Raw genomic sequence first — 25,869 nt, 5'->3', positions numbered from 1 at the left:
GATGTGCCGTGAAGTCGACCTGCAGCAGGCGGTACTCGCCAAGAACGACGCGACGGCGCACAGCCTGCGAGCCGGTCTCACGGCCCGCGGCACCACCGTCGTCAACCTGCTCTCCAGCCCCGGCAGCGGCAAGACCGAACTGCTGGAACGCGAACTCGCCCGGGCCTGCGAAAGAGGGGTGCCGGTCGCCGCACTCACCGCAGACCTCGCCACCGAGAACGACGCAGTACGCCTGGCCCGGTCCGGGGCCCCCGTCAAGCAGGTGCTCACCGACGGACTCTGCCACCTGGAGGCCGGCATGCTCGGCCGCCACCTCGACGACTGGCTGCCCTACGGGACCCGCATCCTCTTCGTGGAGAACGTGGGCAACCTGGTCTGCCCCGCCTCGTACGACCTGGGGGAGACGCTCAGGGTCGTCCTCGCCTCCGTGACGGAAGGCGAGGACAAACCGCTGAAGTACCCCACCGCATTCGGGCTGGCCCAGCTCGTCGTGGTCACCAAGACCGACATCGCAGAGGCCGTCGACTTCGACGAGGCCGCGTTCCGTGCCCATGTCCAGCAGGTCAACCCCGGTGTGGAGGTGGTGCTCACCGCCGCCCGTCGCGGTGAGGGGGTGGGCACGCTGCTGGACCGGGCGCTGGCCGCCGGTGAAGGCGCCCCAATCCACACACCGGTGATGGCCCGGCAGCACCCGTACCAGCAGCACACCCACACGCCCGGCGAGATGGGCACGCACGACGACACCCACACCCATCGCGATCACGGCGCGCACGGCGGCTCGCACACCCACACCCACGCGCACACCGGCATGCATACGCACACCCATCCGGACCTGGGTACCCACGAACACCCGCACACCGGCCCGCACGCACACGCGCACCCCGACGAGCCGCTCGTGATGACGACAGCACCCGACTCCACGACGCAGTACAGCTCGTGACGACCCCGCAGCCCGGCGCAGCCGCCCTCGCGGGAGCCGTGGAGCGCCGACGGGTCGTGGTCCGCGGCGTCGTGCAGGGTGTCGGATTCCGGCCCTACCTGTACGCCCGGGCCACCGGGCTGGGCCTGGCCGGACACGTCACCAACACCACCGAAGGCGTCGTTGCCGAGGTCGAGGGCACCCCGGCCGCCGTGGCCCTGTTCTGCGACCGGATCGCAGCGGACGCACCCCCGCTCGCCCGGGTGGACTCCGTCGACCACACGCAGGTCCCGGCCGCGGGCGGATCCCACTTCCGCATCGTGGACTCCCACACCGGCGGACCGGCCCGCACATTGGTGTCCCCGGACGTGGCCACCTGCGCCGACTGTCTCACCGAACTGGCCGATCCGGCCGACCGGCGCCACCGCCACCCGTTCATCACCTGTACGCACTGCGGGCCCCGGTTCACGATCGTCACCGCGGTGCCCTACGACCGCGCGCACACGACAATGGCCCGCTTCCCGATGTGCGCCGACTGCGCCCGTGAGTACGCCGACCCCGCCGACCGGCGCTTTCACGCCCAGCCGGTCGCCTGCCCCGCCTGCGGCCCGCAGCTGCGACTGCTCGTCGGGCGGCCGGACGGCACCGCACCCGAGCAGTGCGCGGCCGGACGCGACCCGGTCGCGGAGGCACGCCGGCTGCTGTCGGACGGTGCGGTCGTCGCGGTCAAGGGGCTCGGCGGCCACCACCTCGCCTGCGATGCCGAGAACCCCGTCGCGGTCTCCCTGCTGCGCCGCCGGAAGGCCCGAGGCGACAAGCCGTTCGCCATCATGGCGCGGGACATCGACGACGTCGCGCACCTCGTGCATGTGGGCGAGGAGGAGCGGGCCCTGCTCACCGGTGGCGTCCGGCCCGTCGTGCTGCTGCGGCGGCGCGCCGATGCCCGCCCGGGCCCTCGCACCCCTTGGCCGTCCGATGCCGTTGCCCCGCGCAGCCCCGACCTCGGCGTCATGCTTCCGTACACCCCGCTGCACCACCTGCTGCTCGGCCTGCCCGGTGACCCGCCGGGACCGCGCCTGCTCGTCATGACCAGCGGCAACGTGGCCGGTGAGCCGATCGTCACGGACGACGACGAGGCGCTGGAGCGGCTCGCCCACCTGGCCGACGCCTGGCTCACGCACGACCGCCCGATCCATGTGCCGTGCGACGACTCCGTGGTGCGCGTCTGCGACGGCGAGCGGCTGACCGTACGCCGCTCACGCGGCTACGCCCCGCTGCCGCTCGCCCTGCCCCACCCGGTGCCTGCGACCCTCGCCACCGGGGGCGACCTGAAGAACACCTTCTGCCTCGCCGAGGAGCGCAGGGCCTGGCTGTCCGCCCATGTCGGCGACATGGACGACCTGGACACGCAGCACGCCTTCGCCCGCGCCGAACAGCACATGGAGACCCTCAGCGGCGTGCGGCCCGGCATCCTGGCCACCGACCGGCATCCCGGCTACCGGACCGGCCAGTGGGCGCTGCGCCGGGCCGACGGCCGACCGGTCGTGCGCGTACAGCACCACCACGCCCATATCGCCGCCGCGATGGCCGAGCACGGCCGGGACGGCAGCCGCCGAGTGATCGGCGTCGCGTTCGACGGCACCGGATACGGGGACGACGGAGCGGTGTGGGGCGGCGAGATCATGCTGGCCGACTACGACACCTGTCTCCGCTTCGCACACCTCGCGTACGCGCCGCTGCCCGGCGGCGATGCCGCCGTACACCGGCCCTACCGGATGGCGCTGGCCCATCTGTATGCGGCGGGCATCGGCTGGACCGACGATCTGCCCTGCGCGGCAGCCTGTCCGCCGGACGAACGACAGGTCCTGCTACGCCAGTTGGAGCGCAACCTCAACTGCGTCCCCACCTCCAGCATGGGCCGGCTGTTCGATGCGGTCTCCTCGCTGGCAGGCGTCTGCCACCGCGCCGGGTACGAAGCCCAGGCCGCCGTCGAACTGGAGGCCGCCGCGGTCGGCGCCGCGGCGGACACCGGACCCGGTTACGGTTTCGCGCTGCGCCCGGCGGACCCGGTCGACGGACAGCCGCTGGTCATGGATCCCTCGCCGGTACTCGCAGCCGCCGTCGACGACGTGCGCGCAGGTGCGGCGCCGGCGCTGGTCGCCGCACGCTTCCACGCGGCCGTCGCGGACGTCGTGCTGCAGGTGTGCGTCGCCGCCCGCGAACAGCACGGCCTGCAGGAAGTGGCCCTGACCGGCGGCGTGTTCGCCAACACCCTGCTCTCCTCCATGTGCGCCCGGACGCTGGACGAGAACGGCTTCACCGTCCTGCGCCACCGTGAGGTCCCGCCGAACGACGGCGGACTGGCGCTCGGCCAGCTCATGGTGGCCACCCACAACGCAGCGGCGCCACCGGCGCAGCTGCCGACTGAGTCCGGCCCGGCAGAGCCGGGCGACGCCCCCACAGCAAGGAGCAGTCATGTGCCTGGCGGTACCCGGCAGAGTGATGGACATCGAGGAGCGTGACGGTACCCGGATGGCCACCGTCGACTTCGGCGGTGTGGTCAAAGAAGTGTGCCTGGAGTATCTGCCGGATCTCCAGGTCGGTGAATACGCCATCGTCCATGTGGGGTTCGCCCTGCAGCGGCTGGACGAGGAGTCGGCCAGGAAGACGCTCGAGCTGTTCGCCGAACTAGGCCTGCTGCAGGAGGAGTTCGGGGACCCGTGGGAAAGGGCCGCGGAGGCCGGGGACTCGTCCAGGTCCAGCGGTGCCGACGCACCCGAGGAGGTGCAGCAGTGAAGTACATCGAAGAGTTCCAGAACCCGGACCTGGCGCGTCGGCTGCTCGACGACATCCACTCCGTGGTGACCCGGCCCTGGGCGCTGATGGAGGTCTGCGGCGGACAGACGCACACCATCATCCGGCACGGCATCGATCAACTGCTGCCGGAACAGGTCGAACTGATCCATGGTCCGGGCTGCCCCGTCTGCGTCACGCCGCTGGAGGTCATCGACAAGGCGCTGGCCATCGCCTCCCGCCCCGAGGTGATCTTCTGCTCGTTCGGGGACATGCTCCGGGTCCCAGGAACCGGCCGTGACCTGTTCCGGGTCCGCAGCGAGGGCGGGGACGTAAGGGTTGTCTACTCGCCACTCGATGCCCTGAGGATCGCCCAGCAGAATCCCGACCGCGAGGTGGTCTTCTTCGGGATCGGATTCGAGACCACCGCACCTCCCAACGCCATGACGGTGTATCAGGCACGCAGGCTCGGCATCACGAACTTCAGCCTTCTCGTGTCCCATGTGCGGGTCCCCCCGGCCATCGAGGCGATCATGCAGTCGCCGAGCTGCCGGGTGCAGGGCTTCCTCGCCGCCGGTCACGTCTGCAGCGTGATGGGCATGCGGGAGTACCCGGAGCTGGCCGAACGGTTCCAGGTGCCCATCGTGGTCACCGGTTTCGAACCGCTGGACATCCTCGAAGGCGTACGGCGCACCGTCCTGCAACTGGAGCGCGGCGAGCACACCGTGGAAAACGCTTACCCACGCGCCGTGCACCCGGACGGGAACCCCGCGGCGCTCGCCATGCTGGACGACGTCTTCGAAGTCACCGACCGGGCCTGGCGCGGCATCGGCACCATCCCCGACAGCGGCTGGCGGCTCTCCACACGCTACCGGGACTACGACGCCGAGTACCGCTTCTCCGTCACCGGCATCGAGACCGAGGAACCCGCCGCCTGCCGCAGCGGTGAGGTCCTGCAGGGACTGCTGAAGCCCCACGAGTGCGAGGCGTTCGGCACCACCTGCACTCCGCGCAACCCGCTCGGGGCCACCATGGTCTCCAGCGAGGGCGCCTGCGCCGCGTACTACCTCTACCGGCGACTGGACATCACCACCGCAGCCAGGGAGACGAGCCCCGTTGCCTGAGACGACCGAATCACTGAACACGACCATCGCCGGCACGGCGACCGCCGCTCCCGGCGAGCCGGCCGTACTCGACCTCACGGCATGGACCTGCCCGGCACCGCTGCGCGACCAGCCGCGGGTGGTGATGGGCCACGGCGGCGGCGGGGCACTCTCGGCCGAACTGGTCCAGCACGTCTTCGCGCCCGGCTACGGGGGCGACGTACTTGCGCAACTGACCGACTCGGCCGTGGTGTCGCTGGGCGGCGCCCGGCTGGCCTTCTCCACCGACTCGTACGTCGTGCGGCCCCTGTTCTTCCCCGGCGGCAGCATCGGCGACCTCGCGGTCAACGGCACGGTCAACGACCTGGCCATGAGCGGCGCCCGGGCCGCCTACCTCTCCTGCGGCTTCATCCTGGAGGAAGGCGTGGAGGTCTCGGTCGTCGCACGCGTGGCCGACGCGCTGGGCGCAGCCGCGCGGGCGGCGGGCGTCGAGGTGGCGACCGGCGACACCAAGGTCGTGGACGCCGGTCACGGCGACGGCATCTTCATCAACACCGCCGGGATCGGCCTCGTCCCGGCCGGCGTCGACCTCCGTCCTCAGCGGGTGGTGCCCGGCGACGTCGTGATCGTCAGCGGTGCGATCGGCGCGCACGGCGTGGCGATCATGAGTGTGCGCGAGGGCCTGGAGTTCGGCGTGGAGATCGAGAGCGACTGTGCGGCTCTGGGCGGGCTGGTGGAGACCATGCTCGCGGTCACCCCCGACCTCCACGTCCTGCGTGATCCCACCCGAGGGGGGCTGGCCGCTGTGCTCAACGAGATCGCGACGGCCTCCGGCACCGGTGTCGTCCTCCAGGAACGCGACATCCCGGTCCCGCCGGCCGTGGCCAACGCCTGCGCCATCCTGGGCCTGGACCCGATGTACGTGGCCAACGAGGGAAAACTCGTCGCGTTCGTCCCCCGTGAGCACGCCGAAGCCGTGCTGGAGTCGATGCGGGCGCATCCGCTGGGAGCGGAGGCGGCGGTCGTCGGCGAGACCGTCGAGGCGCATCCCGGCATGGTCGTGGCCCGCACCGGGCTCGGTGGGACGCGTGTGGTCGACCTGCCGATCGGGGAGCAGTTGCCCCGGATCTGCTGAGCCGTCGCCCTCCGGGTGCGCGCGAGGTGTGGCGGAACCGGGGGCGAAGAGGGCCGGCTCGCATGGCGATACCCACTTCCCGTCGACCATGCGAACGAGCCGTGCGCCGGCACCGGCTCAGGGGGCGAGGACGCCGGATCGGGCTCGCACGAGCCCGATCCCGCGCGTCATCAACCCGCCGGACGGCGCGTGAAGCCGGTGGTCGGGCGTTCCAGGAGCTCTCCGTCCACGATGATGTCGACGGCTTCGTTGTAGAAGGCGATGAGGTCCTTGACCGCCCCTGCGGCGGGGACGGGATCGGGGTAGCTCCACGCCACATTCGCCGGAGCGCGGCTGTCCGTACCGGCCACCGACCAGTACTCGGCCGTTCCTTTGTACGGGCATCCGGTACGCAGACCGGTCGGGGCGAACAGGTCGAGGCGGACGTCCTCGCGGGGGATGTAGTAGCGCACAGGCAGGCGTGTCTCGAAGAGCAGGACGGGGCTGCTGGTGTCCGCGACCAGGGTGCCGTCGATCTCGATCTGCACATGCCGCGAGCTGCGGAGTGCATCGACGCGTGCGTACGGGTCACGGGGGTGGACGAAGATCTCTTCCTCCTCCTCGTACCAGTGGTCGGGGCCCACGCCGGCGCGCCCGAACCACTCGAAGGCGATGTGTCCGGCGAGTTCGGCGACGGGGAAGGTCCATGCGGCGTTGGGCTCCGTGACGCCGTCCACGACGAGGTCGTAGAAGAGTGTGGAGCCGGAGTGCGCTCCCGTGTCGGGGGTGACCGCGGGACGGAGCAGACCGGTGCGGACGTCGTCCCGGGGAAAGACGTAGAGCGGCACGGCGCGGCCGGGTTCCCATACGAGAACGGGCCGCCGGCTGTCGACGACGAGGGTCTCGCCCTTCTTCCCGCGTACACGGCGCTCGCTGGGCTCCCAGGTGAGAGCGTCGTCCCGCACCGGGTGACGGCGCTCGACGGCAAGGGCGGGTGGAGTGGTCACCAAGTCTCCTTGAAGAGGTCCGAGCCGATCGGAGGCCGTGGCAGGACCCGGCCGGGCAGGCGGCACCTGGTGGCCGTCGGGGATCAGCGACACCACGATCCGCGGGCGGCGGTCTGCGGATCAGCTGGTTCCGTGGTGGAGAGGACGCTTTCAAGGCGACCGTCGCTTCGAGCCGTGCCGAGAGGTGCCTGGGCAGACGTGCACGCCATGCCCGAAGGCCGAGGTGCTCCTCGGCAGCGCGCGAGACGTCGAACGTGTCGGTGCTCGCCCCGTGCCGGCCCTGTCGACGAGCTCGAGCGGGTTCTCGACCACACAGCACGGTGGTGGACCGGACCTCCGACCGCCCCTGCCTGCTCACGTCATGGGCAGGCGAGGCGGCAGCGGCCTATTGACGGTGCAATGGCCTGGTGAGGGTCAGGTCTGCGGCGGCTGGTCCTGGCCGCGGTCCGAACCGAGCTGGCCCTTGAGCCTGTCCTGAGCGGTGTCGACCTGGCCGGTGTACTTGCCCTGGGTCCTGTCGTCGATGGTGTCACCCGCCTTGTCGATGCCCTTGCCCGCCTGGTCCTCGTGGCCCTTCAGCATGTGCTTGATCTTGTCCATCATGGACATGGGTCCTCCTCGGTGAGTTCACCCTGACTCTTCCAGCGTCGCCACATGTGCCGCACTTCGCATCCGCATGGGACGGCGCGCACGCCACGACGGCCGCCCGTGCACGTTTCGCACCGTCCCGGATGCGGCGTGAGTGCCTTCCATGGAGCGTGGGGGAGTGGCGCAGCAGAGCAGAAACCTCTGGATCCCCGTCGGTGTCATCGTGCTGGCGGTGGTGATCCACGTGGCGGCACCGACCGATGTGACCGACCCGCTCCTGATGGCAGCGCCGGTCTCGGCCGCTCCCCTCATGCTGCCCGGGGGTGTGATCGTGGTGGGACTGGTGTCGATGGCGGTCCACGTCACGCTGGCGTGGATGGACGGCACCTTCGGCTGGCACCGCGGCGTCGCCAATCAGGCCGCGCTGCGCAGAGCGAACGGGATCAGGGCCGGGATGATCAGGCTGGCGCCCGTCCGCACGCGCACGGGCGCCGCGAGTCAGTCCGCCAACTCCCGGGTGCTCAGCGGCATGTGCCAGGAAATCCGGCGGTGGACGGCGGCGATGTCGTCCTGCAACGGAGAGGGTGGTACGGCGAGCACGGGGCAGGTCGCGTGCGCGAGACAGTACCGGGCCACCGAAGGGTGCAGAGCCCTCCGCAGCCCCCCGCGTGCCCCGGCCCCGACCACCAGCAGGTCCTCGGGGCCGTTCGTCGCAGCGACCAGCGCGACGCCCGGTGTGCCCCGTACGACCAGAGTCTCCATCGGCACCCCGGGGCCGGCCGGACCGAAGGCGGTGTCCACCGCCCGGAGCAGCCGGTCGCCCGCCACCCGGCGGCACTCGGTCAGCAGCTCGGGCCACGGCTGACTGCGCTGCCCGAGCTCGCCGCCGGGAGGTGACCACGCCAGTACGACCCGCAGTACGGCATCGGTGCGTCGGGCCTCGGTCGCGGCCCGGTGCAGGGCTGTCAGACTGCCCAGCGTGCCGCTCACACCGGCCACCACGCGCCGTTCGTCCGCTTGCTCCATTTCGTCACCACTCCTTGCCGACCTCAGGTCCTGAACTCATCGAAGGCCCAAGGTTCGTGGCGATCATGGTGCGTTGGCGAATCCCTGACGCGGGGGCAGCAGACCCTGACGGACCCATGACGGCGTCACGCGCGAGGGTCGGGCACCGTTTCGTCGTGCGGGGCCGGAACGGGTGTCGCGACATCGCTGCCCGTCCCGAACTGGCGAGCGGCCCGATCGAAATACCGCAGCAGTTCCACCGGGAACGGCATGACCAGCGTGGAGTTCTTCTCGGCTGCGACCTCGACGACCGTCTGCAACAGCCTCAGCTGCATCGCCTCCGGCGTGTCGGCCATGATTCGCGAAGCGTTGGCGAGCTGCTGTGCCGCCTGGAACTCACCGTCCGCGGTGATCACCCGGGCGCGCCGCTCCCGCTCGGCCTCTGCCTGCCGCGACATGGAACGCTTCAGCGACTCCGGCAGCTGCACGTCCTTGATCTCGACCCGGTCGATGTGCACACCCCAGCCGGCCGCCGGGCTGTCGATCATCAAGGCCAGCCCTTCGTGCAGGCGTTCGCGGTCCGAGAGCAGATCGTCCAAGTCGCTCTTGCCGATGATGGAGCGCAGGGAGGACTGGGCGACCTGGCCGACCGCGAAGATGTAGTCCTGCACCTCGATCGTGGCCCGCACCGGATCGACGACCTTGAAGTAGACGACGGCATCGACCTTCACCGACACGTTGTCCCGGGTTATGCCCTCCTGCGTCGGCACGGGCAGCGTCACCACCTGTACGTTCACCTTCCGCATCCGGTCGGCGAACGGGATGAGGAAGGTGATGCCGGGCTGGCGATGGCCGGGCAGCGCCTTACCGAAGCGGAAGACCACTCCTCGGTCCACCTGATTGACGACACGCATCCCGCTGCGCAGCACCAGCAGCACGCAGACGACGACGATCACAGCTCCGACGACAGCGCCATCCATGACAGCGGACTCCTTCACGAGGGGCAGGTGCGACACCACTGAGGACAGCGCCGGAGCAGCCGTGGATGCGGTCCTGGACGTCAAGGGATCGTCAACTTCCCGGGCACGGGGCATCCGGGTCGGGGACCGGTGCGGGGCGCCGGGCCGTCGCCGTCCGGTCCGCGTTCCGTGGGACCCGCCATGAGTGCCGAGAACCCCGGGAGACCTGACCGGACATGTGGCGCGTGTCGGGACGGTCGGCGGGAGGCGTTTCCGCCGTGCTGGAATCGGCGGCATGCTGCCGACAGGGTGAGCGGGCCGCGGTATGTCGCCCGGAAAGCCCAACGGGGCGCCAGACAGGCCCGTTTTCCTGCGCTTTCACGACCCGTCAGATGATGCGTCGGTCCAGGGAATCTGCCGTTCGTACACCCGGTCGGCCTCTTCGAGTCACACCATCGGTATTTCCGATATGACAGCTAAAGGGACTATTAGTACGTTCATCGCAGGTCGGCTTCCCGGCCGACGTCTCTGAGACAGGGAGAAGTGACATGACGACGCGTACCGTCGCTGTGACTGCCGCCGTGGTCGGCGCTGCAGTCCTCGCGACAACCGGCATTACTTATGCCTCGGCAGCTGGATCAGCTCCGGCCGCCCCATCCGTCCAACAGGCAGCCCCCGCCCCGGGCCCCGCTGCCGGCGACGGGAACGGAAACGGAAACGGAAACGGAAACGGAGGACGTGGCGGCGACGGCGGTGGCTTCGGCGGTGGCGGTGGCGGCGGTCGTGGTGGCGACGGCGGCGGCTACGGCGGTGGCGGTGGCGGCGGTCGTGGTGGCGACGGCGGCGGCTACGGCGGTGGCGGTGGCGGCGGTCGTGGTGGCGGCGGCGGCGGTGGCTACGGCGGCGGCGGTGGCGGCCGTGGTGGCGACGGCGGTGGCTACGACGACTACGACAAGGGCGGCCGGATCCAGATCAACGAGCGGTCGTACTCCGCCCACTCGGAGGAGGGCTGCATCACCGTGGTCAGCGGTCTGGGCTCGCGGAGCTTCAACGTCCGCAACGACAGCCGTCGGACCGTAGAGCTCTTCCGCGGGGCGACCTGCGACAACGGCTCGCCGGTCGCCACGGTCGGCCCCTGGAGCACCAGCAACGGCGTCTTCACCCGCCAGGTTCGCGGTGGCGTGTGGGTCAGGAACGGCGTCGTGGGCAGCTTCCGAGTGGTCAGGGACCACGGCAAGTGGTAACAGCTCCACCCGCATGACATGGAAACCCCGGCCCGTCGGAATCGGGCCGGGGCTTCCGGCATGTGGACGCCTCTCGGCGCATGCCCGGATCCGGGGGCCGCACGCGCGTACGTGCGGCGCGGGCCCGGTATCCTATACATCTGCTACGCCATACTAGGTGTTGGACGAGGCGGTCGGCCGCGGACTTCGGGACCCGGACAGCGGCGCCGACCGGCGCACCGTCAGTTCGGCTGCCTGGTGAGTTCGCTGGTCACGCCTTGGTCATGCCATCGGCGTACCGAGCGGGAACTTGCCGGGCGGCCTTGGGGCGTTGAGCCCGGGGCTGTGCAGGACCTGTCCTTGAAAGTGCCTCCGGTCCACCAACGGTGGTCGCCGCGTCGGTGTCGCTGACGCGGACTTCCGGAGATCGACTCTCCTGAAGACTTCCCGTAATCCCTCGTGGATCAGCACGCGGCGTCAGACGCGGACCATCGCAAGCGGAGGGGCGTCCCCGGTCGGCCGGGTGCCGGGCGCGGCGTCACGGTTCGGGCGGCCCGGTCTGTACGGAGCGCCGCCTGTCGCCGACGAGGGCGGCTTCCGTGCTGAACGCTGACGATCATCCCGCTCGTCGACCTCCGCGATCCGTCGAGGGGGGCCTTCGCCGGGGCCCTTGTTTCACCCGTCTGGGCGGGCTGGCGTGCCGACGGGTTTCCCTGTCCGCACTCTAGAGTCCATCAAAGGCGCAGGGTAGTGGTCCACGTCGGACCGCCGGTACCTGCAGGGCTTGTGTTGCGACCGGATTGTCCGCTGTCCAGCCTGGCGGACGAGCCTGTCCGAGGGCACGGTGTCGGGGGGCGGCCTGCACTTCACAGGAGAGAGGCACGGCATGTCGCACGGCTGCGGCAGGACGCGGTGGAAGCGTTTCGCCCTTGTCCTGGTTCCGAGCACGGCGGCTGCCGCGGCGCTGGGTATCGGCATGGCGCAAGGAGCACTGGCCGCGTCGTTCTTCATCTCCGGCGAGCGGTTCCAGTTCGCTGCGGACACTCTGACCACTCGCGGTACGAGTATCTACGGCATGGTCGACGTGACCCGAGAGGGCCGGCATGTGCCCGTCGTGGTCACAGGCGCCAGGCATGCGACGATCGAGAGACTGTGCGAGTCCGTAGCGGTCGAGATCCCGGTTCTGGGCCTGTACACACTGCGGATCACCGGCGGCGACCGGGCCGAGGCGCGGGACATCTTCATCGACGCGACAACTCTGACGGCCGGTCGGGCGACCTTGAACGACCTGGACGTAGGTGTCGCCGCAGGCTCGGTCACCAAGGGCCCGATCGCCCCGGGCGACCGGAACTCGGGGCTCTTCGATCCCAACGGTTTCGCCCAGCAGGCCACGTCGGCCACCCTGACCGACGTGCGCGTGAACGCGGTCGCGATCTCGGCTGCCACCCTCAGCGTCCCTGACCTCCAAGTGACCGTCAGGCAGGGCAGCCACCGCTGCTTCTGACTCCGTGCACACCGCTACGGCCCCGGACACCATGCGGACGCGGTCATGGACCGGCCCATCCGTACTCGTTCGGCCTGGAGACGACCCGCACCGACTCCACGTACCGCATCGTCACAGGCGCTACCCGCCCCTTCACCCTGGAAGCCGCACGTGATCAACGAGCCTTTCGGCACCCTCCCAGGAGTACGCGACAGGATCGACGGCACACGACGCAGATTCAGAATCTGGCGTGGTGGGCGCCCGTTCTGGGCCGGCGTGTTCACGCTCTTGGCGGGGGCGCCCATCATCTACTTCCCCTACGTCCACATCACGCTGAAGGGCGTCGCTGTCGCCCTGGCCACCACGGCCGGTGCCGCGTCACTGATCATCGGGATCCTGCTCATGACCCTGGGCGTCACGCTCTGGTTCCATCAGCAGGTGCGCGTCTTCGCCGGGGTTGCGGGCCTGCTGCTCAGCCTCGTCTCCTTCCCCCTCGCCAACTTCGGGGGCCTCTTCTTCGGACTGTTCTTCGGCCTCGTCGGCGGATCCCTGGCCTGCGCCTGGGACCCCCCGTCGCCGGGGGCCGAGGAGCAGCACACAGCAGCCGCGCCATCTGTGACGGTTCCTGGGAACGAGGGAAACCCGACAGCTGACGACCTGGCGCGTCAGGTCTGGGGTCAACCGGATGCCGGACCTTGTCGCCGGGACGTGAACGCGCCCGATGCCCGCGGCGCACCCTGAGCGCTCACCGTACTGCGGGCTGTCAGCCGTCCGGGCGGCCTCCAGTGCGCGCGGCCGCTCACCGTGGACGGTGCTCACGGTCCTGGTCTCCCTGGGCAAGTCGAATGCTGCTGGGCCCGCCGGATGCCGTTTCCCGCAGGCTGCTGGGCTCCAACTACTGATCGACAACCGGACCGCGAGGATAAACAGCCGGGTCAGCGACCACATACGGACAACGCGCCCGGCGGGCGGGCCGAGCCCTTACCCAGAGCGCCGTGTCCGCTGGCGCAACCACAACACCCCCGCCAGCGCCCACAGTTCGCGGGACAGCTGCCCGGGCATTGAGGTCACGAATCGATGGCGTCCGCAAGCAGTCGGTTGATCTGTCGGTGGGCGATGAGACAACGGGCCGGTTCGAGCGAGGCGTCGTAGACGTCGGCTCGGCGTCGGCCTGCCTCTCTCCACAGAGCCCCGATACGGCAGCAGGGCCCGGACCGTGCGTCGCGGTCCGGGCCCTGCCCTGTGCGGTGCCGCCCTGTGGCGGCAGTGCGTCAGCTCTGCGCGGTGTCGTCGCCCGTCTGCCCGACGCCCTCAGCTGCTGCCTTCTCGCGCATCTTGCGCACCAGCTCCGCCTTCTGGTCGGCGGCACCCTGGCGGTCGAGGTTGCGGTGCGGGCCGTTGTTCTGCCGTTCGGTGCGGGACAGCTTCTTGCGCTGGCCGCCGCCCATGCCCACGGGGTTGTTGATGTTCTTGCTCACGGGTTCTCCCGGAATGATGTGAAGTGGTCTACGGATTCATCGGTGGGGGACGGGCGCGGCTACGTCGAAGGACGTCAGCAGAGGCCCGTCACGCTCTCACTCGCAAATCGACGTCTGGAAGAACATGACAAAGACGTTACCCGGTTCCGTCGGCCCCGCACACCAAGCATCTCGCCGCCCCGGCGTCGGCCGGGCCTTCAGCGCCGCCACGGTGCGGGACACCTACCGGCGGATCCTGGGCCCGGCCGTCCCCGAGCCCGTCGCCCGGGGCCGCGTGGTCCCGGCCCTGCTTCTCGAACGTCCCACCGGCGGACTAACGGCTCGGTCGCACGCGGTTCGCCGTCCTTCCCGCCGAGGGAGGAACCACTGCCGACAACCGCTCGCCCCACCGCTGAAACGGCATCACCGCCGCAGCACCCTGGCGGGGCTGATCCTCGTGATGGCGACAGCGGCGTACGTGTGCCGGCGCTCGACGCGGCCGGGAGACTACTTCCCGCTCCAGGAGGCGCGGCGCTCCCCGTCGCCGGAGCCGTCACCCGCCCCCGCCCTCAGCACTCCAGGAACTGATCGACACCGTCGGCAGCGGCAGACCTATTGACCTCTACCGCCCGGTTTAACAAACCACCGCTGGAGCTGCAGATCACCGAACGGGCCTCGCGCCAGGTCGCACCTGGCAAGGAAGGCCAGGTAATCGACGCGGCGTCTCCTCGTGCGCGACCAGCTCTCGGACGACATCCACGACGGTCTGCCCGCACCCGGCGCCGAAGGCGGCGGACCCCAAGGGCGGGAAGGAGATGAGCGCGGCACGGAGCGCGGTGTCGACCTCGACGCTGATCGGATAGAGCCGGGCCCGCCGCGGAAGGTCGGTGAGAAATATCGCCACGTCCCATTCGGCGCCGTTCAGGTGCAGACCGGGGTCGGCCACCAGTACGACGCGCACGGATCTGCCGGGGGACGTCTCGGGCACGTCAGCCGTCATGACCACACCTTCGTGTGCGCCTCGCGCCATGGCGGCCGGGAGGGACCGGCGATCCGCGGGCGTCACCCCCACCGTGCCCCGGCGCACACGCAGCGTCCAAGTCGCCGGCGCCGTGACGCGGGCGCCGTGCCGAAGGCCCCGGGGTCACCCGGCGGATTCGAGGGCCTGGGAGAAGTCCGTTCCGAGCTGCGACATCAGGTCGTTGAACTCCTTCTCGCTGATCGCCTCCCGCAGCACGGCCAGTACGGTCCGCACACCCCGGTCGGCTTCCTCCTCCTTGAGCATGGTGCGTTCGGCCACGCGCCGCACGCTGTCGTAATGGCCGAAGCGCTCGATGCGGTCCGTGGTTCCCCGGCGCACCGCCTCCGCGAGGCCCTCGGGGAGCTCGGTGATCAGGTCCCTGGCCTCCCCGAGGCTGAGCCTGTGGGCCAGCGTCTCGAGCGTGGCCCAGGTCAGGTCCGCCGCCTCCTGCCGGCTCAGTCCGGTGCGCTCGGCGACGGTACGGACGAAGTTCTGCTTATCCATGCGTCGTCCTCCTTCGCTGCTGTGTTGCGACGAACGGCGCGGACCCCCCTGCAAGCGTGCCACACCGACCCGGCCCGCGCCCGCGCACGGACGGCGGTGACCGCGACCACCCACAGCTTCACGCCTCCGTGCACCGTGGTGTGCAGGGCCTGAGCTCGTCGTGTTGCACACAGGCGAAGAGCCACACCATGAGAGCGCCGACGTAGCCGAACTCGGGCCGCGACCGGTGGGGCAGCCCCAGCTGCGGGCCCTGAGCCGAGTACAAGGCCATGAAGAAGGTGCCGATCACGGTGCCCACCATGATGGCGATGAGGGACCGGACGAGGGTGCCACCGTCGGTGAGGCCGATCAGCCCCACTGCCGGTGTGGCTCTCTGTGCGTTCGACGTGAACCACAGAGGACCCGGGTGCCACAGTTTGCCGTGGCATGGGACGAATCAGCACGTGTGAGCGGGCCGGGCGTGGAAACCCGAGGTGCCCCGACTCCACGGAGGCGTCATGGACGCCCATGTCACTGCCCAGGGAAGCCCCATCGCCACGGTCAACCCGTATACCGGTGAAAGGCTTCGTGAGTTCCCGGCGCTGAGCGCGGAGGACGTAGGGCGCGCGATCGACGCGGCGCACTGTAGCTTTCCAAACTGGCGTGCCCGGTCGACGGCCGACCCGGGGGGCCCTCGTGCAACGCGCCGGCCGGCTCATGTGGGAGCGCAAGGAGGAACTGGCGCACCTCCTGACCCTTGAGGTCGGCAAGCTGATCAACTCGAGCCGTGCAGAGGTCGACCTCGCGTCCGACATCCTCACCTACTACGGCGACCACGGCCCCGACCTGCTGGAAGGACGACCCCTGCCGGTGCCCGAGGGCGCGGCCGTGCTGGTGAACGAGCCGCTCGGCGTCCTTCTCGGTGTGATGCCATGGAACTCCCCCCTGTATCAGGTCGTCCGACTCGCGGGTCCGAACCTCGCCCTCGGCAACACGATCCTGCTCAAGCACGCGAGTAGATGCCCCCAGTCCGCACTGGCACTCGAGCAGCTGTTCACGGATGCGGGTGTGCCGACCGGGGTCTACACCAATCTCTTTTCGTGCGGGGCAGAGACGTCGGGAAGATCATCGATGACTCTCGTGTGCAGGGAGCGTCACTGACCGGAAGCGAGCGGGCGGGCGTGAGCTTGGGCGAGATCGCCGACCGCAATGTCAAAAAGTCCGTCCTCGAGCTGGGTGGCAGTGATCCCTTCGTCGTGCTGGACGGTCACAACCTCGAGCGCACCGTGTACGCCGCGTTCCTCCGGATGGGCAACACCGGGCAGTGCTGCGTGGCGGCCAAGCGCTTCTTGCCGACGTCTACGACGCCTTCCTCCCCGGGCTGCGTGACCGGATGAGCGAGGTGCAACCGGGAGACCCGGTCGACCCCGCCACCACGCTCGGCCCGCTGTCCTCCGAGGCCGCGGCCGAACTCCTGATGGAGCAGGTTTCGTGACGCGGCGGACAAGGGAGCCACGGTGGTGCTGGGCGGCGGGCGGCCCGACCTGCCGGGCGCCTTCGTCGAGCCGACCCTTCTCACCGACGTCACACCGGACATGCGGGCCTACCGGGAAGAGCTCTTCGGCCCCGTCGCCACGGTCTACCGGGTCGCCGACGAGGACGAGGACGAGGCCGTGGCACTGGCCAACACCTCCCCCCCCACCGCCTGGGAGGCGCGGTCTTCGCCGCCGACCCGGAACTGCTCGCGGAGTCGCGGACCGGCTGGAGGCGGGCATGGTGTGGATCAATTGTCTGCTGGAGACGCATCAAGAAGGCCAACACATGAGCCCGGTTCTTGCAGCCTGGGGCTTCGAGCGACAAGATCGTGGGCGCATACCCGCTCACGGGCCGGCTTACCCGAGATGTGTGGATCCTTTCTCTCGTACTCGTGGGGCGACTGGACCTGTGCTTTCCTGACTCGCCAGACGCAGGCACGGAGCCACCCGGGTCGTCACCCTGGGGAGTGCTCGAGACTCTCCGTGCGCACCGGTAGGAACCCGGCGTGGGCCACTTGGTGCGGCTCCCGCCGCATGGTCAGCCCCGCGCCCTCGGACAGGTCGCCCGCGACCTCGCCGAAAGGATCAAGCTCGTCAAGGTCGACATGAACAAAATCCACGGGTCAGTCGGCGGCTTCGAGGTGCAGGCGGTGCCGACCCTCCTCGCCCGTTTGGACCAGGGCGAGACGCTCGCCGCCAAGGACGTGCGCGGCACCCGCGCACGTCCTGCGTTCGTGGGTCGAGCAGGCGATGGCGGCCGGCAAACCACTGCAGGAGGGTGAACACGATGGACCACCGCGGAAACCCTCCGGAAGCGCAGAACAGAACTGCACGTTCCCAGGTGCGAACCATGAGCCCCTCTACCGAAGCAGGCACCTTCGCCCGGCCGGTCCGCCGCGCCGGGTGAAGAAGGCGGCATGCCGCGAACCCACGAGAAGACGGAGATGAAGGGCGATGGTCAATGCCCCTGCGGAGCCACCGCAGTGGCGGAACAACGGAGCGGCGCCTCGGGTGGGCCCGCAATCCGGTGACTGAATTCGACGAACTGCTTACTCAGATGAGCGGATTGCTCGAGTCCACGGTGGGCGGCGCCGCGTCCGCAGCCGCGTGGACCCCCACTCGCGGACGTCACAGAGACCGACGACGCCTTCGAGGCCGAGATCTAACTCCCTGGTGTCAAGAGCAAGGACATCGACGTCGAGGCCAACGGACAGGACCTGGTGGACACCGGAGAGATCAAGGAAAAGGAGCGCAAGGGCGTCCTGCGCCACGGCACCCGCCGGACCGGTGCCTTCGAGTACCGGCTGAGACTGCCCGGAGAGGTGGACGCCGAGAAGGTCACAGCGGATGTCGGCCGGTGTGCTCACGGTCACCGTCCCCAAGGCGGAGGTCACCAAGCCCCGTCACATCCGGATCACCGAGATCAACGAGAGCGGCGGTCATTGAGCCGAGGAGCCCGGCGGTGCGGGACAACGGTCCAGAACCGTCGGGCGCTCCGGGAACGAAAGGAGCCATGAGATGACCGAAGCGGGTTTCTCCTCTTTCGACACCATGGTGGACAAGGCCAACCGGCTCCTCAAGGAAATCGAGGAGGCCAACGGCTGGCCCAAGGAACGCCGGAAGCACTCGTACGCCGCACTGCGGCATCGAACGAGTCGTGCGCACCGTGCTGGAGGCTCTGGAACGCCACGCCAGCGAAGGCGAGTGGGACCACCTCAAATCCGGTCTGCCGAACTCGCTGGCCTCCGTATTGCCGTAGCCGTTCGGCGGCGCCCGAACCGCCGACCAGGAAAGAGGGTGTGCCACGGGGCGCAAGAAAGTTCGCTGGCGACATCCTCCGGTGGGTCCAGGGGCGGGGCGATCTCGGCGGGCAGGACGTCGGCCAAGTGCCTGGCCTCGCCGCCGGTGATCCGCTCGGCCAACGTCAGCATCGTGGCCCGGGTCAGCTCCCTAGATGCTCCTCGGGCACGTGGACCCGCCGGCTGACGAGCCGGACGAACTCGTCGCTGTCCATGGCGCCTCCAATCCTGCAACCCGTCACAGGTACCGCGCTTGCACTGCCCCAAACGGCGATCGAAATGCCGACGCGGACCTCGCGGGCGGGTGCCGAAAGCGCCGGTCACTGCCCACCCTCTTCACCTTCCTCGGTAAAGGGGCGCACCGCATCCAGCAGGACTCTCAACGCACCGGTGAGCATCCCGGCCTCGGCGACGCGCTGGGCGTACGGGTCCTGCGGGTACTGCCGCTCGGCCCGCTCGGCGGCGTTCGCCAGGATCTGCTCGGCGGCCTGAGCCGCGGCGCGCAGGGCGGCACGTTCGATATTGCCGGGCATGTGATCTCCCCTGGATTCGGGCGTCGGGCACAGGATTCCCCGGAATGCTTCGACATCGCCAGCAGCCGGTTTTGCCGGGAATGTCACAGGTGGGGCACGAGTATGAAGTGCCCCGGGACAAAAACTGAGGAGGAGATATGTCTTCCACAAGCGTACGGGACGTGCTGGACGCACTGCAGGACGTCGACTTCCCTGCGGGCAAGGAGGAACAGGTCCAGGCCGCCGAGAACGCCGGAGCGCCCGAGGAAGTGGTCAAGGCGCTTCGCGCCATTCCCCCGGACGAGTACGGCAACCGGGATGAGGTGGCCAGGTCGGTGCGCGTCGACCCGGCATCCGACCTGGACCTGAGCGCGGCGCAGCGCGCGGAGCAGGCCCGGCGCGGCGGCCGCCCCGGCCAACTGCAGCGCCTGCGTGACGTCCCCAAGCCGTCGGTCCAGGACGAACTCGACCAGTCCTGATCCGCCCCGCACGGCATGCAGACACCGGAACGCCCCATGGACAGCGAATCGAACACATTCGCCGCCGCCTGACTTCCCGCCCGGAGGTGTGTGAGCAACCTCCCGCCGGGTACACCGATACATCCACAATGCCGGAGATATAACTCGTGGAGGTGAGTTCTGATGACGCTACCCGCACGCCGACAGCGAGTCGGCGCCCTGGCGGAGCCCGTGGTCACCGCGTGGACACGCAACCCTCTCGCCGAGTTTGACGATCTGTTTCAACTGGTGCCGGCGCCTCCGCCCGCCATGTGACGGCCTGGCTGGAGGAGGCGCGGCAACTGGATCACCAGACCGCCGATGTGGACGCGGCCCTGGCCAGGGCCGAGGAGAGCCTGCGCCTGAATCCGCCGGGACGTCCGGCACCCGGCACCCGGCTGGTCCTGCGCAGCGGTCTGAACGAGGACTGCGCCGCCGGCCTGCGCTCCTTTTGCCGGACCTTCGCCGACCTACGACTCATGAACCGACTGGACATCGACAGACGCCTGCGCGTCTCGCACACCGAGGACCGCCCGGGAGCCCGGCGTCGACGCGACCGGACCACCCTGGGTGGTCTGCTGCGTTCGCTGCGGTCCGGCGAACTGCGGCGGTGGTGGGGCGGTCGCGTGGATCCGAGCAGGAGCTGGTCGTTCGGCCGCTCGGGACGATGAAGAACACATCGCGAGCTGGGAGGAACAATGAGGAACCGGACACTGAGCAAGATCGGCACACAGCTGTTGCGTCTGCGCCACGACTCGTCACAGAGCTCACAGGACCGGGCGGCGCCGGCCGACTACGGACTGGACCACAGGCAGGTCGCCGAATTCGTCGCCGGCACCCTGGACGCGGAGGGCGAGGCGGCGCTCGCCCATCAGGTGGCGCGGCTGCTGCCCTTCCACTGGACCTGGCCCAACCGGGTCGCGGAGGAGATGTCGCAGATCATGGACCACGTCGGTGATCAGCGCGAGCTGATGGCCTGGCTGGATCGGCACCCCGGCCTGCCACGGCTGGTGGCCCGCCTGTACGTCTTCATGGGCCTCCTCGACAGGTACAGCGCGGTGCCCGCGGTCGTGACCGCGATGCGTGAGTACCGGGAGCGGACACCGTATCCGCCGGGCCTGGAGCCCTACTTGGTGCCTGCCACCGATGACGACACGCTCGCGAGCATTGCTTTCAAGGTCGAGAAACTGCTCGGCGAGGAGCGGACCCGGGAGGCCGTCGAACTGGCCCTGGCCACTGCGGCATGGCTGCAGCAGATCGCGCCGCGCGCGCGGGAACTCACTCCTGAGGTCGGCGACTTGAACGAGCTGATGGGGCAGGCTCGACAGGATGTCCGGGCGGCAGCAGCCGACATCTGAACACGACTGTCGATGGGGCGGTAAACGGCATGACGGTGAAACTGAACGCGATGGCGTTCAACCACGCAAAGAAACTGACCGAAGAGGGCCGGATCGTCCTGGACGACCGGGACGAGTGGAGCGAGCACCGGCCTTCGGCAGCGGACGAGAACGCCTACCTCGAGGAGCACGGATTCCACGAGTACGCCAGGTGGTACCTGGGCGTCGATGACGAGATGGGAGAGGAGACCAAGGGCCGGTACAAGTTCCCTTACGGCGATTTCGAGCGCGTCCACCGCTGCGGTGTGCTCTCTGCCGAGGTACGCGCCGGACAGCAGAAATACGCGGACATCCAGAACGCCGCCGCGCACCTGCACGGACTGCTGGACGGCAGGCGTGCCGGAAACCGGTGACAGCGCCGGAAAAACGTGCACCCTCACGGCCCCCGGCGACGGGTCGTCCAGTGGCGCTAGTAATGCAACGGTGTTTGTGCTGATGGGTGGCCAGTTTCTATGGGCGGTGTCCGCGTCGTTTGTAGTGACTGATGCGGGCTTGGTGTTGTCGTCGGCGGCGCCAGTGTGACCAGTGCAGGATGTGGTCGACTGGGGTGGGGGCACGGTCGGTCAGGCGGGTGATCAGGCGTCTGACCTCGGCGAGGCTGAGGTGGACGAGCCCGAACTGACGATGCGACGGATCGCCGATCTTTACCCCGGCGAGGCGAAAACAGACGCCCGCGACGCATTCATCATCGCGGACGCCGCCAGAGCGATGCCTCACACCCTGCGGACCATCGATCCCACGTACGAGACCGTCGCCGAGCTTGCCATGATCGCCGGGTTCGACGACGACCTCGCGGGTGAGTCAACCCGGATCGCCAACCGGCTTCGGGGCCTGCTCACCCAGATCCACCCCTCCCTGAAACGGGTCTTGGGCCCGCGCATCCAGCACCCGGCCGTGCTCAAGCTGCTGGACCAGTTCGGCTCCCCGGCTCAGATCCGCAAGGCCGGACGCCGTCGCCTCGTGACCTTGATACGTCCCAAGGCAGCGCGGATGGCCGAGCGGCTGGTCGAGGACATCTTCACCGCACTCGACGAACAGACCGTCATCGTCGCGGGCACCGACGCGGCAGCTTTGATCGTCCCCAGTCTCGCCGGCTCGCTCCAGTGCGCTCTTGACCAGCGCAAACTCCTGGCCGCGAGGATCGAAGAACTCCTGGAGGCCCACCCTCTATCCCAGGTCCTGATCCCGATGCCGGGCATCGGGATCAGGACTGCGGCCCGTATCCTCATCGACGTCGGCGACGGCACCGCCTTTGCCACCGCCGGCCACCTCGCCGCCTACGCCGGCCTCTCGCCTGTCACCCGGAACTCCGGCTCCTCCATCCGCGGCGAACATCCTTCGCGACGCGGCAACAAGCAACTCAAGCGGGCCTTTTACCTCGCCGCGTTCGCCTCGCTCTCCCAGCCCGAGTCACGCGCCTACTACGACCGCAAGCGACGACAAGGAAAACACCACATCGCCGCCCTCATCGCGCTCGCCCGACGACGCATCGACGTCCTCTACGCCATGCTCCGCGACGGCACCTTCTACCAACCACCCACAGCGGCTACGGCTTGACGAAACCCATAGAGGCACTTTTTGGTCCTGGCGGACAGGCCGCGCCAGAGCGCTCCCCCCTTGCACTGGCGTGGCCCCTCAGCACTTCAGCGGCCCCTACCGCTAGATGATCGATTCCAAGGGATCGCCTGCGCGTATAGGAGGAGGGAGTCCAACGTCAGTGTGTGAAGACAGAGTTGGACTCCCTCGCGACCGCACTCTATGTGAAGACCGACGACCTGTTGAAGGATGCGCCACAGTTTGCTCCGTGGCGGCCGGCCGTGGGCATTGCGCCGCAGCTGAGCGATGCCGAGCTGGTGACTTTGGCGATGATGCAGGCCATGCTCGGCTTCACCTCCGAGGCCCGGTGGATGCGGCACGCCCGCGCCCATCTGCGGCACCTGTTCCCGTACCTGCCCCAGCAGCCCGGCTACAACAAGTGGCTGCGCAAGGCCGCCGAACTCGTCCGGCGCGTCACCCGCGCGCTGGCGGTCGACACCACGCTGTGGAGCGACGATGTGTGGGTGGTGGACTCCACGCCCCTCGAGTCCGGGCGCTCCCGCGAGACCGTCAAACGCTCCGACCTGGCCGGATGGGCCCAGTACGGTTACTGCGCCAGCCAGAGCCGGTTCTTGTGGGGACTGCGGCTGCACCTGGTGTGCACCCTGCGCGCCTGCCCGTCGCCTTCGCCCTGACCGGCGCCAAGGCCGACGAACGCGAGACCCTGCTGGACCTGCTCGCCGTCGAGCCGCAGCTCATCGACGAGCGTCCCGGCCAGACACTGATCGGCGACAAGAACTACTTCGGCCGCGAGTTCGAGCAGCAGCTGGCCGAGCTGGACATCCGGCTGCTGCGGCCGGCGCGCAAGGGCGAAGTCGAGCGGGCCGGATCACAGCTGTTCAAGCCGCTGCTGCAAGTCATCGAGTCGATCAACGAGACCTTCAAGGGGCAACTCGACCTCGAACGCCACCGTGGTCGCACACCCGCAGGTGTGGCGGTCCGCGTCCTGCAGCGCATACTCGCGCTCACGGCCGCCATCTGGCACAACGACCACACCGGTCAGCCGGTCATGCGGGCACTGACCGCGTACGACCACTAAAGCCCTTGGAATCGATCATCTAGACTCGCACGCCCTTCACCTCGGTGAGGACGTACCGTGCCGACTCATTGCTCCCGCCGCGGCGGATGTCGATGGCGTCGATCTCGCCGTCGGGGTTGTGGCCGCCGTCGTACGGGGAGCCCACGTATGGGACACCGCGCCTCGTGTGCCCGGTGCGCGCCAGGGCGTTCTTCAGCAAGTCCAGCTTGTCCCGGGCCTCCTCGACGTGCCCCTTCTCCAACATCGGCTCGACGTGCCCGAAGGCGTAGCCGATCGACTGGTGCTCGCAGGGTGTACCGCTCGGCGCGGCGATGTCCCTCAGCTTGCGGAACACCGTGTCGGCCTCGCTGCGCTGCGCCTTTTAAAGCGCCCGGGTGTGAGTCATTACCCGCACCCGGGCGAGGGCGGAGTGCGGTCAGCCGCCGGCTGCGGCGCGCACCGCCTCCTCGACCGGGGTGGACCCGCTGATCAGCTCGAGGATGCGCCCGGCGGTCCTGGGCTCGTGGAGCAGGGCGGCGAGCACCGCAGCCACGTCATCGCGCGGCACCTGGCCGCGGTCGGTGTGCTCGGCGAGCGTGACGCGGCCGCTACCGGGGTCGTCGGTCAGCCTCCCCGGGCGCAGAATCGTCCAGTCCAGTCCCGGACGGGAGGCGATGTCGGCGTCCGCCTCGCCCTTGGCCTTCAGGTAGGCGGCGAACACGGGGTCGGTGCCGGGTGGCGGCGGGCTGTCCACGCCCATCGAGGAGATCACCAGGAAGCGGCGCATCCCGGCGCGCTCGGCCGCGTCGGCGAGGAGGATGGCCGCGTTCCGGTCCACCGTCTGCTTGCGGGCCGCACCGCTGCCCGGTCCGGCGCCTGCGGCGAACAGTGCCGCGTCGGCGCCGCCAAGGTGGCCGGCCACCTCGTCCACCGAGGCGTGCTCCAGATCGCACACCACCGGTTCCGCGCCGTCCGCGCGCAGGTCGTCGGCGTGGTCTGGGTTGCGGATCAGGCCTGTGACGTTGTCGCCGCGCGCCGAGAGCAGCCGGGTCAGCCGGCGCGCGATCTTTCCGTGTCCACCCGCGATCACAATGTGCATGGGGTCATTCTTGCCACACACGACCGCTCACGCCGGGTTGCGGGACTGCCGCGGCAGATCGGGTCCCGCGGTTGCCGTAATGTCGCCGTACTCGCGCACCGCGCTGGTGCGCGAGACCACCCGGCCACCGGGTCGCGCCGCAGGTGCTCGGGGATTCGCGATCGCGGTTTCAGCGCGGCTGGTCGCCTGGCCAGGAAAATCACCCCCTTGCCTTGACAACGGCGCCTGACTCGGAAGGTCATTTCGAGGGTCCGTCTCGTCCCGCGCTGCTCTGACACGCCGAGGGAAGACTCATGGAAGCTGTCGTCTGCGAGGGATCGCGCGGCGTGAGCGTGAAGAACGTCCCCGATACGCATGCCGAAAGGCCCAAGAAGGGCCTGCCTGACCGCGTTCTGTCTGACCACTCCCGACAAATCCGAGGACCGCGTACGGTTTCGCCGACGTGGGTCCCTACAACGGCGGGCGGGCCGAACTGCTGCGCGTTACCTGCGGCGACCGCAACTGCCTGGTGTTGCCGGAAGAGGCCAGGGAGTGGCGGACCGACTGCGTGATGCTTTCCGGCGTCTTACCCACCGTCTGGCGGGCCACCGAAATCGCCTGGCGGCCTGGTCCGGGCCGGGAAGGCCGATCAAGGCAGCAGTCGGATACACGGATACCAGCATTTCGGTGCCCGCGACGACGGCTGGACCGAAGTCGTCCTCCACCCGGACGGCAGCTCCGGCTGATCGCGCGCACGTACATGCTCGGGGCACCCTCGGCCGCGCCTTGCAGTCCCGGTCCGGAAAAGGGATCCGGACGGGCCCTGCCGGGTGTCCCTGCCGCTCGCGTCGTACAACCAGCGACTCGTGAAGGGAGCCGTACCATGACACAGGAACTGCGGGGGATGCGGGTGGGGATTCTGGCCGCCGACGGCGTCGCGCGCGTGGAACTCGACCAGCCGCGCGGTGCGCTGCGGGGCGCAGGGGCGAAGACCGAGATCGTCTCGCTCCATCCCGGCGAGATCCAGGCCCGCCAGTTCGACCTCGACGCGGCAGGAACCTTCCCCGTGGACCGCCTGGTCGCCGACGCCTCCGTCGACGACTACCACGCCCTGCTCCTGCCCGGCGGCACCATGAACTCCGACGAGCTGCGCATGGACCGCGACGCGGTGCAGTTCGTCAGGGACTTCATGGCCAGCGGGAAACCGGTCGCCTCCGTACGGCCGCCGGTCCGTAGCGTCGCGCAGCCGCGTCGAATGTCGCCACGCCCAGGGACAGGATCG

28 protein-coding genes and 5 pseudogenes are annotated in these 25,869 nt (G+C 69.4%); 21 read left to right on the top strand and 12 right to left on the bottom strand.

Annotated features, from left to right (window positions below; genetic code table 11):
• Position 1 precedes the first annotated feature (1 nt).
• The 5 genes from hypB (at position 2) to hypE (ending at position 5,950) form a co-directional block, all read left to right on the top strand.
• Entirely contained in the window at positions 2–940 is a 939-nt protein-coding gene (hypB, locus tag ACFYP5_RS12455; RefSeq protein WP_389034088.1) for a hydrogenase nickel incorporation protein HypB, read from the top strand.
• Positions 937–3,441, top strand: coding sequence for a carbamoyltransferase HypF (gene hypF, locus ACFYP5_RS12450; RefSeq protein ID WP_389034085.1), 2,505 nt, complete (start codon positions 937–939; stop codon positions 3,439–3,441). Before hypB ends, hypF begins: the two co-directional genes overlap by 4 nt.
• Positions 3,395–3,715, top strand: coding sequence for a HypC/HybG/HupF family hydrogenase formation chaperone (locus ACFYP5_RS12445; protein WP_389034082.1), 321 nt, complete (start codon positions 3,395–3,397; stop codon positions 3,713–3,715). The genes hypF and ACFYP5_RS12445 overlap by 47 nt, the downstream gene beginning before the upstream one ends.
• Positions 3,712–4,836 (top strand): hydrogenase formation protein HypD, encoded by a 1,125-nt coding sequence (gene hypD, locus ACFYP5_RS12440; protein WP_389034079.1) that lies wholly within the window; start codon positions 3,712–3,714, stop codon positions 4,834–4,836. Before ACFYP5_RS12445 ends, hypD begins: the two co-directional genes overlap by 4 nt.
• A 124-nt stretch (positions 4,837–4,960) precedes the next feature.
• Entirely contained in the window at positions 4,961–5,950 is a 990-nt protein-coding gene (gene hypE / locus ACFYP5_RS12435) for a hydrogenase expression/formation protein HypE (RefSeq protein ID WP_389034477.1), read from the top strand.
• Between the two features lie 170 nt (positions 5,951–6,120).
• On the opposite strand, the gene ACFYP5_RS12430 is transcribed toward hypE, so the two are convergent.
• The 4 genes from ACFYP5_RS12430 to ACFYP5_RS12415 all read right to left on the bottom strand — a co-directional run bounded on the left by ACFYP5_RS12430 (position 6,121) and on the right by ACFYP5_RS12415 (position 9,509).
• Positions 6,121–6,936, bottom strand: coding sequence for a DUF427 domain-containing protein (locus ACFYP5_RS12430; RefSeq protein WP_389034077.1), 816 nt, complete (start codon positions 6,934–6,936; stop codon positions 6,121–6,123).
• A 414-nt stretch (positions 6,937–7,350) separates the two neighbouring features.
• Positions 7,351–7,545 carry an antitoxin gene (locus tag ACFYP5_RS12425; RefSeq protein ID WP_313940371.1) on the bottom strand — a complete coding sequence of 65 codons (195 nt, stop codon included), beginning with the start codon at positions 7,543–7,545 and terminating at the stop codon, positions 7,351–7,353.
• Between the two features lie 477 nt (positions 7,546–8,022).
• The gene (locus ACFYP5_RS12420; protein WP_389034075.1) at positions 8,023–8,550 is read right to left on the bottom strand and encodes a universal stress protein; all 528 of its coding nucleotides are present in this window, start codon (positions 8,548–8,550) and stop codon (positions 8,023–8,025) included.
• Between the two features lie 125 nt (positions 8,551–8,675).
• A complete protein-coding gene (locus tag ACFYP5_RS12415; RefSeq protein WP_389034073.1) occupies positions 8,676–9,509 on the bottom strand; it encodes a slipin family protein in 834 nt (277 codons plus the stop codon).
• A gap of 527 nt (positions 9,510–10,036) precedes the next feature.
• Here ACFYP5_RS12415 and ACFYP5_RS12410 point away from each other — a divergent pair.
• The 3 genes from ACFYP5_RS12410 to ACFYP5_RS12400 all read left to right on the top strand — a co-directional run bounded on the left by ACFYP5_RS12410 (position 10,037) and on the right by ACFYP5_RS12400 (position 12,935).
• Entirely contained in the window at positions 10,037–10,732 is a 696-nt protein-coding gene (locus ACFYP5_RS12410; protein WP_389034070.1) for a hypothetical protein, read from the top strand.
• A gap of 865 nt (positions 10,733–11,597) precedes the next feature.
• Positions 11,598–12,215, top strand: coding sequence for a DUF6230 family protein (locus ACFYP5_RS12405; RefSeq protein ID WP_389034068.1), 618 nt, complete (start codon positions 11,598–11,600; stop codon positions 12,213–12,215).
• Between the two features lie 150 nt (positions 12,216–12,365).
• The gene (locus ACFYP5_RS12400) at positions 12,366–12,935 is read left to right on the top strand and encodes a DUF6114 domain-containing protein (RefSeq protein WP_389034065.1); all 570 of its coding nucleotides are present in this window, start codon (positions 12,366–12,368) and stop codon (positions 12,933–12,935) included.
• A gap of 530 nt (positions 12,936–13,465) precedes the next feature.
• On the opposite strand, the gene ACFYP5_RS12395 is transcribed toward ACFYP5_RS12400, so the two are convergent.
• The 4 genes from ACFYP5_RS12395 to ACFYP5_RS12380 form a co-directional block, all read right to left on the bottom strand.
• On the bottom strand, positions 13,466–13,672 hold the full coding sequence (locus tag ACFYP5_RS12395; RefSeq protein WP_389034063.1) for a DUF6243 family protein: 207 nt from the start codon (positions 13,670–13,672) through the stop codon (positions 13,466–13,468).
• 640 nt (positions 13,673–14,312) lie between these two features.
• Positions 14,313–14,651 (bottom strand): hypothetical protein, encoded by a 339-nt coding sequence (locus ACFYP5_RS12390; RefSeq protein WP_389034060.1) that lies wholly within the window; start codon positions 14,649–14,651, stop codon positions 14,313–14,315.
• A 144-nt stretch (positions 14,652–14,795) separates the two neighbouring features.
• Entirely contained in the window at positions 14,796–15,176 is a 381-nt protein-coding gene (locus ACFYP5_RS12385; RefSeq protein WP_389034057.1) for a DUF2267 domain-containing protein, read from the bottom strand.
• Positions 15,177–15,294: 118 nt separating this feature from the next.
• Positions 15,295–15,534: a cytosine permease gene (locus ACFYP5_RS12380; protein ID WP_389034054.1), complete on the bottom strand. Its 240-nt coding sequence runs from the start codon at positions 15,532–15,534 to the stop codon at positions 15,295–15,297.
• Between the two features lie 139 nt (positions 15,535–15,673).
• Here ACFYP5_RS12380 and ACFYP5_RS12375 point away from each other — a divergent pair, with 139 nt between their 5' ends.
• From ACFYP5_RS12375 to ACFYP5_RS12350, 6 genes and pseudogenes are all read left to right on the top strand, one after another.
• Positions 15,674–15,916 carry an aldehyde dehydrogenase family protein gene (locus ACFYP5_RS12375; protein WP_389034052.1) on the top strand — a complete coding sequence of 81 codons (243 nt, stop codon included), beginning with the start codon at positions 15,674–15,676 and terminating at the stop codon, positions 15,914–15,916.
• Positions 15,852–16,316, top strand: a complete 465-nt coding sequence (locus tag ACFYP5_RS12370; RefSeq protein WP_389034049.1) for an aldehyde dehydrogenase family protein — start codon at positions 15,852–15,854, stop codon at positions 16,314–16,316. The genes ACFYP5_RS12375 and ACFYP5_RS12370 overlap by 65 nt, the downstream gene beginning before the upstream one ends.
• Positions 16,256–16,650 (top strand): annotated as a pseudogene (locus ACFYP5_RS12365) (aldehyde dehydrogenase family protein). Before ACFYP5_RS12370 ends, ACFYP5_RS12365 begins: the two are co-directional and overlap by 61 nt.
• Before the next feature lie 22 nt (positions 16,651–16,672).
• Positions 16,673–17,299: an aldehyde dehydrogenase family protein gene (locus tag ACFYP5_RS12360; protein WP_389034046.1), complete on the top strand. Its 627-nt coding sequence runs from the start codon at positions 16,673–16,675 to the stop codon at positions 17,297–17,299.
• Complete coding sequence (locus tag ACFYP5_RS12355) at positions 17,197–17,472, top strand: hypothetical protein (RefSeq protein WP_389034500.1); 276 nt, start codon at positions 17,197–17,199, stop codon at positions 17,470–17,472. Before ACFYP5_RS12360 ends, ACFYP5_RS12355 begins: the two co-directional genes overlap by 103 nt.
• Positions 17,473–17,910: 438 nt before the next feature.
• Positions 17,911–17,982 (top strand): annotated as a pseudogene (locus ACFYP5_RS12350) (Hsp20/alpha crystallin family protein); the annotation flags it as partial.
• 423 nt (positions 17,983–18,405) lie between these two features.
• Here the strand turns inward: ACFYP5_RS12350 and ACFYP5_RS12345 are convergent.
• Together ACFYP5_RS12345 and ACFYP5_RS12340 are read right to left on the bottom strand one after the other, a co-directional pair.
• Positions 18,406–18,621 (bottom strand): hypothetical protein, encoded by a 216-nt coding sequence (locus ACFYP5_RS12345; RefSeq protein WP_389034043.1) that lies wholly within the window; start codon positions 18,619–18,621, stop codon positions 18,406–18,408.
• Positions 18,622–18,809: 188 nt separating this feature from the next.
• Positions 18,810–19,022, bottom strand: a complete 213-nt coding sequence (locus ACFYP5_RS12340) for a hypothetical protein (RefSeq protein ID WP_389034040.1) — start codon at positions 19,020–19,022, stop codon at positions 18,810–18,812.
• A 137-nt stretch (positions 19,023–19,159) separates the two neighbouring features.
• Here ACFYP5_RS12340 and ACFYP5_RS12335 point away from each other — a divergent pair, with 137 nt between their 5' ends.
• The 6 genes and pseudogenes from ACFYP5_RS12335 to ACFYP5_RS12310 all read left to right on the top strand — a co-directional run bounded on the left by ACFYP5_RS12335 (position 19,160) and on the right by ACFYP5_RS12310 (position 23,530).
• Positions 19,160–19,480: a DUF2795 domain-containing protein gene (locus ACFYP5_RS12335; protein ID WP_389034038.1), complete on the top strand. Its 321-nt coding sequence runs from the start codon at positions 19,160–19,162 to the stop codon at positions 19,478–19,480.
• 290 nt (positions 19,481–19,770) lie between these two features.
• Positions 19,771–20,169, top strand: coding sequence for a hypothetical protein (locus tag ACFYP5_RS12330; RefSeq protein WP_389034035.1), 399 nt, complete (start codon positions 19,771–19,773; stop codon positions 20,167–20,169).
• Between the two features lie 27 nt (positions 20,170–20,196).
• Positions 20,197–20,856 (top strand): hypothetical protein, encoded by a 660-nt coding sequence (locus tag ACFYP5_RS12325; protein WP_389034033.1) that lies wholly within the window; start codon positions 20,197–20,199, stop codon positions 20,854–20,856.
• A gap of 29 nt (positions 20,857–20,885) precedes the next feature.
• On the top strand, positions 20,886–21,248 hold the full coding sequence (locus ACFYP5_RS12320) for a hypothetical protein (RefSeq protein ID WP_389034031.1): 363 nt from the start codon (positions 20,886–20,888) through the stop codon (positions 21,246–21,248).
• Between the two features lie 259 nt (positions 21,249–21,507).
• Positions 21,508–22,452, top strand: a pseudogene (locus ACFYP5_RS12315) (IS110 family transposase); the annotation flags it as partial.
• A 164-nt stretch (positions 22,453–22,616) separates the two neighbouring features.
• Positions 22,617–23,530: pseudogene (locus ACFYP5_RS12310) on the top strand (IS982 family transposase).
• 19 nt (positions 23,531–23,549) lie between these two features.
• Here ACFYP5_RS12310 and ACFYP5_RS12305 read toward each other — a convergent pair.
• The gene (locus ACFYP5_RS12305) at positions 23,550–23,864 is read right to left on the bottom strand and encodes a hypothetical protein (RefSeq protein WP_389034028.1); all 315 of its coding nucleotides are present in this window, start codon (positions 23,862–23,864) and stop codon (positions 23,550–23,552) included.
• A gap of 81 nt (positions 23,865–23,945) precedes the next feature.
• On the bottom strand, positions 23,946–24,608 hold the full coding sequence (locus ACFYP5_RS12300; protein WP_389034025.1) for an SDR family oxidoreductase: 663 nt from the start codon (positions 24,606–24,608) through the stop codon (positions 23,946–23,948).
• Between the two features lie 862 nt (positions 24,609–25,470).
• Here ACFYP5_RS12300 and ACFYP5_RS12295 point away from each other — a divergent pair.
• Positions 25,471–25,806, top strand: a pseudogene (locus ACFYP5_RS12295) (DJ-1/PfpI family protein); the annotation flags it as partial.
• Between the last annotated feature and the right edge of the window lie 63 nt (positions 25,807–25,869).

The organism is Streptomyces sp. NPDC005262, from assembly GCF_042872425.1.
Classification (GTDB): Bacteria; Actinomycetota; Actinomycetes; order Streptomycetales; family Streptomycetaceae; genus Streptomyces.
The sequence above is the reverse complement of the archived record's forward strand: the minus strand, read 5'-3'. Positions and strand labels throughout refer to the sequence as shown.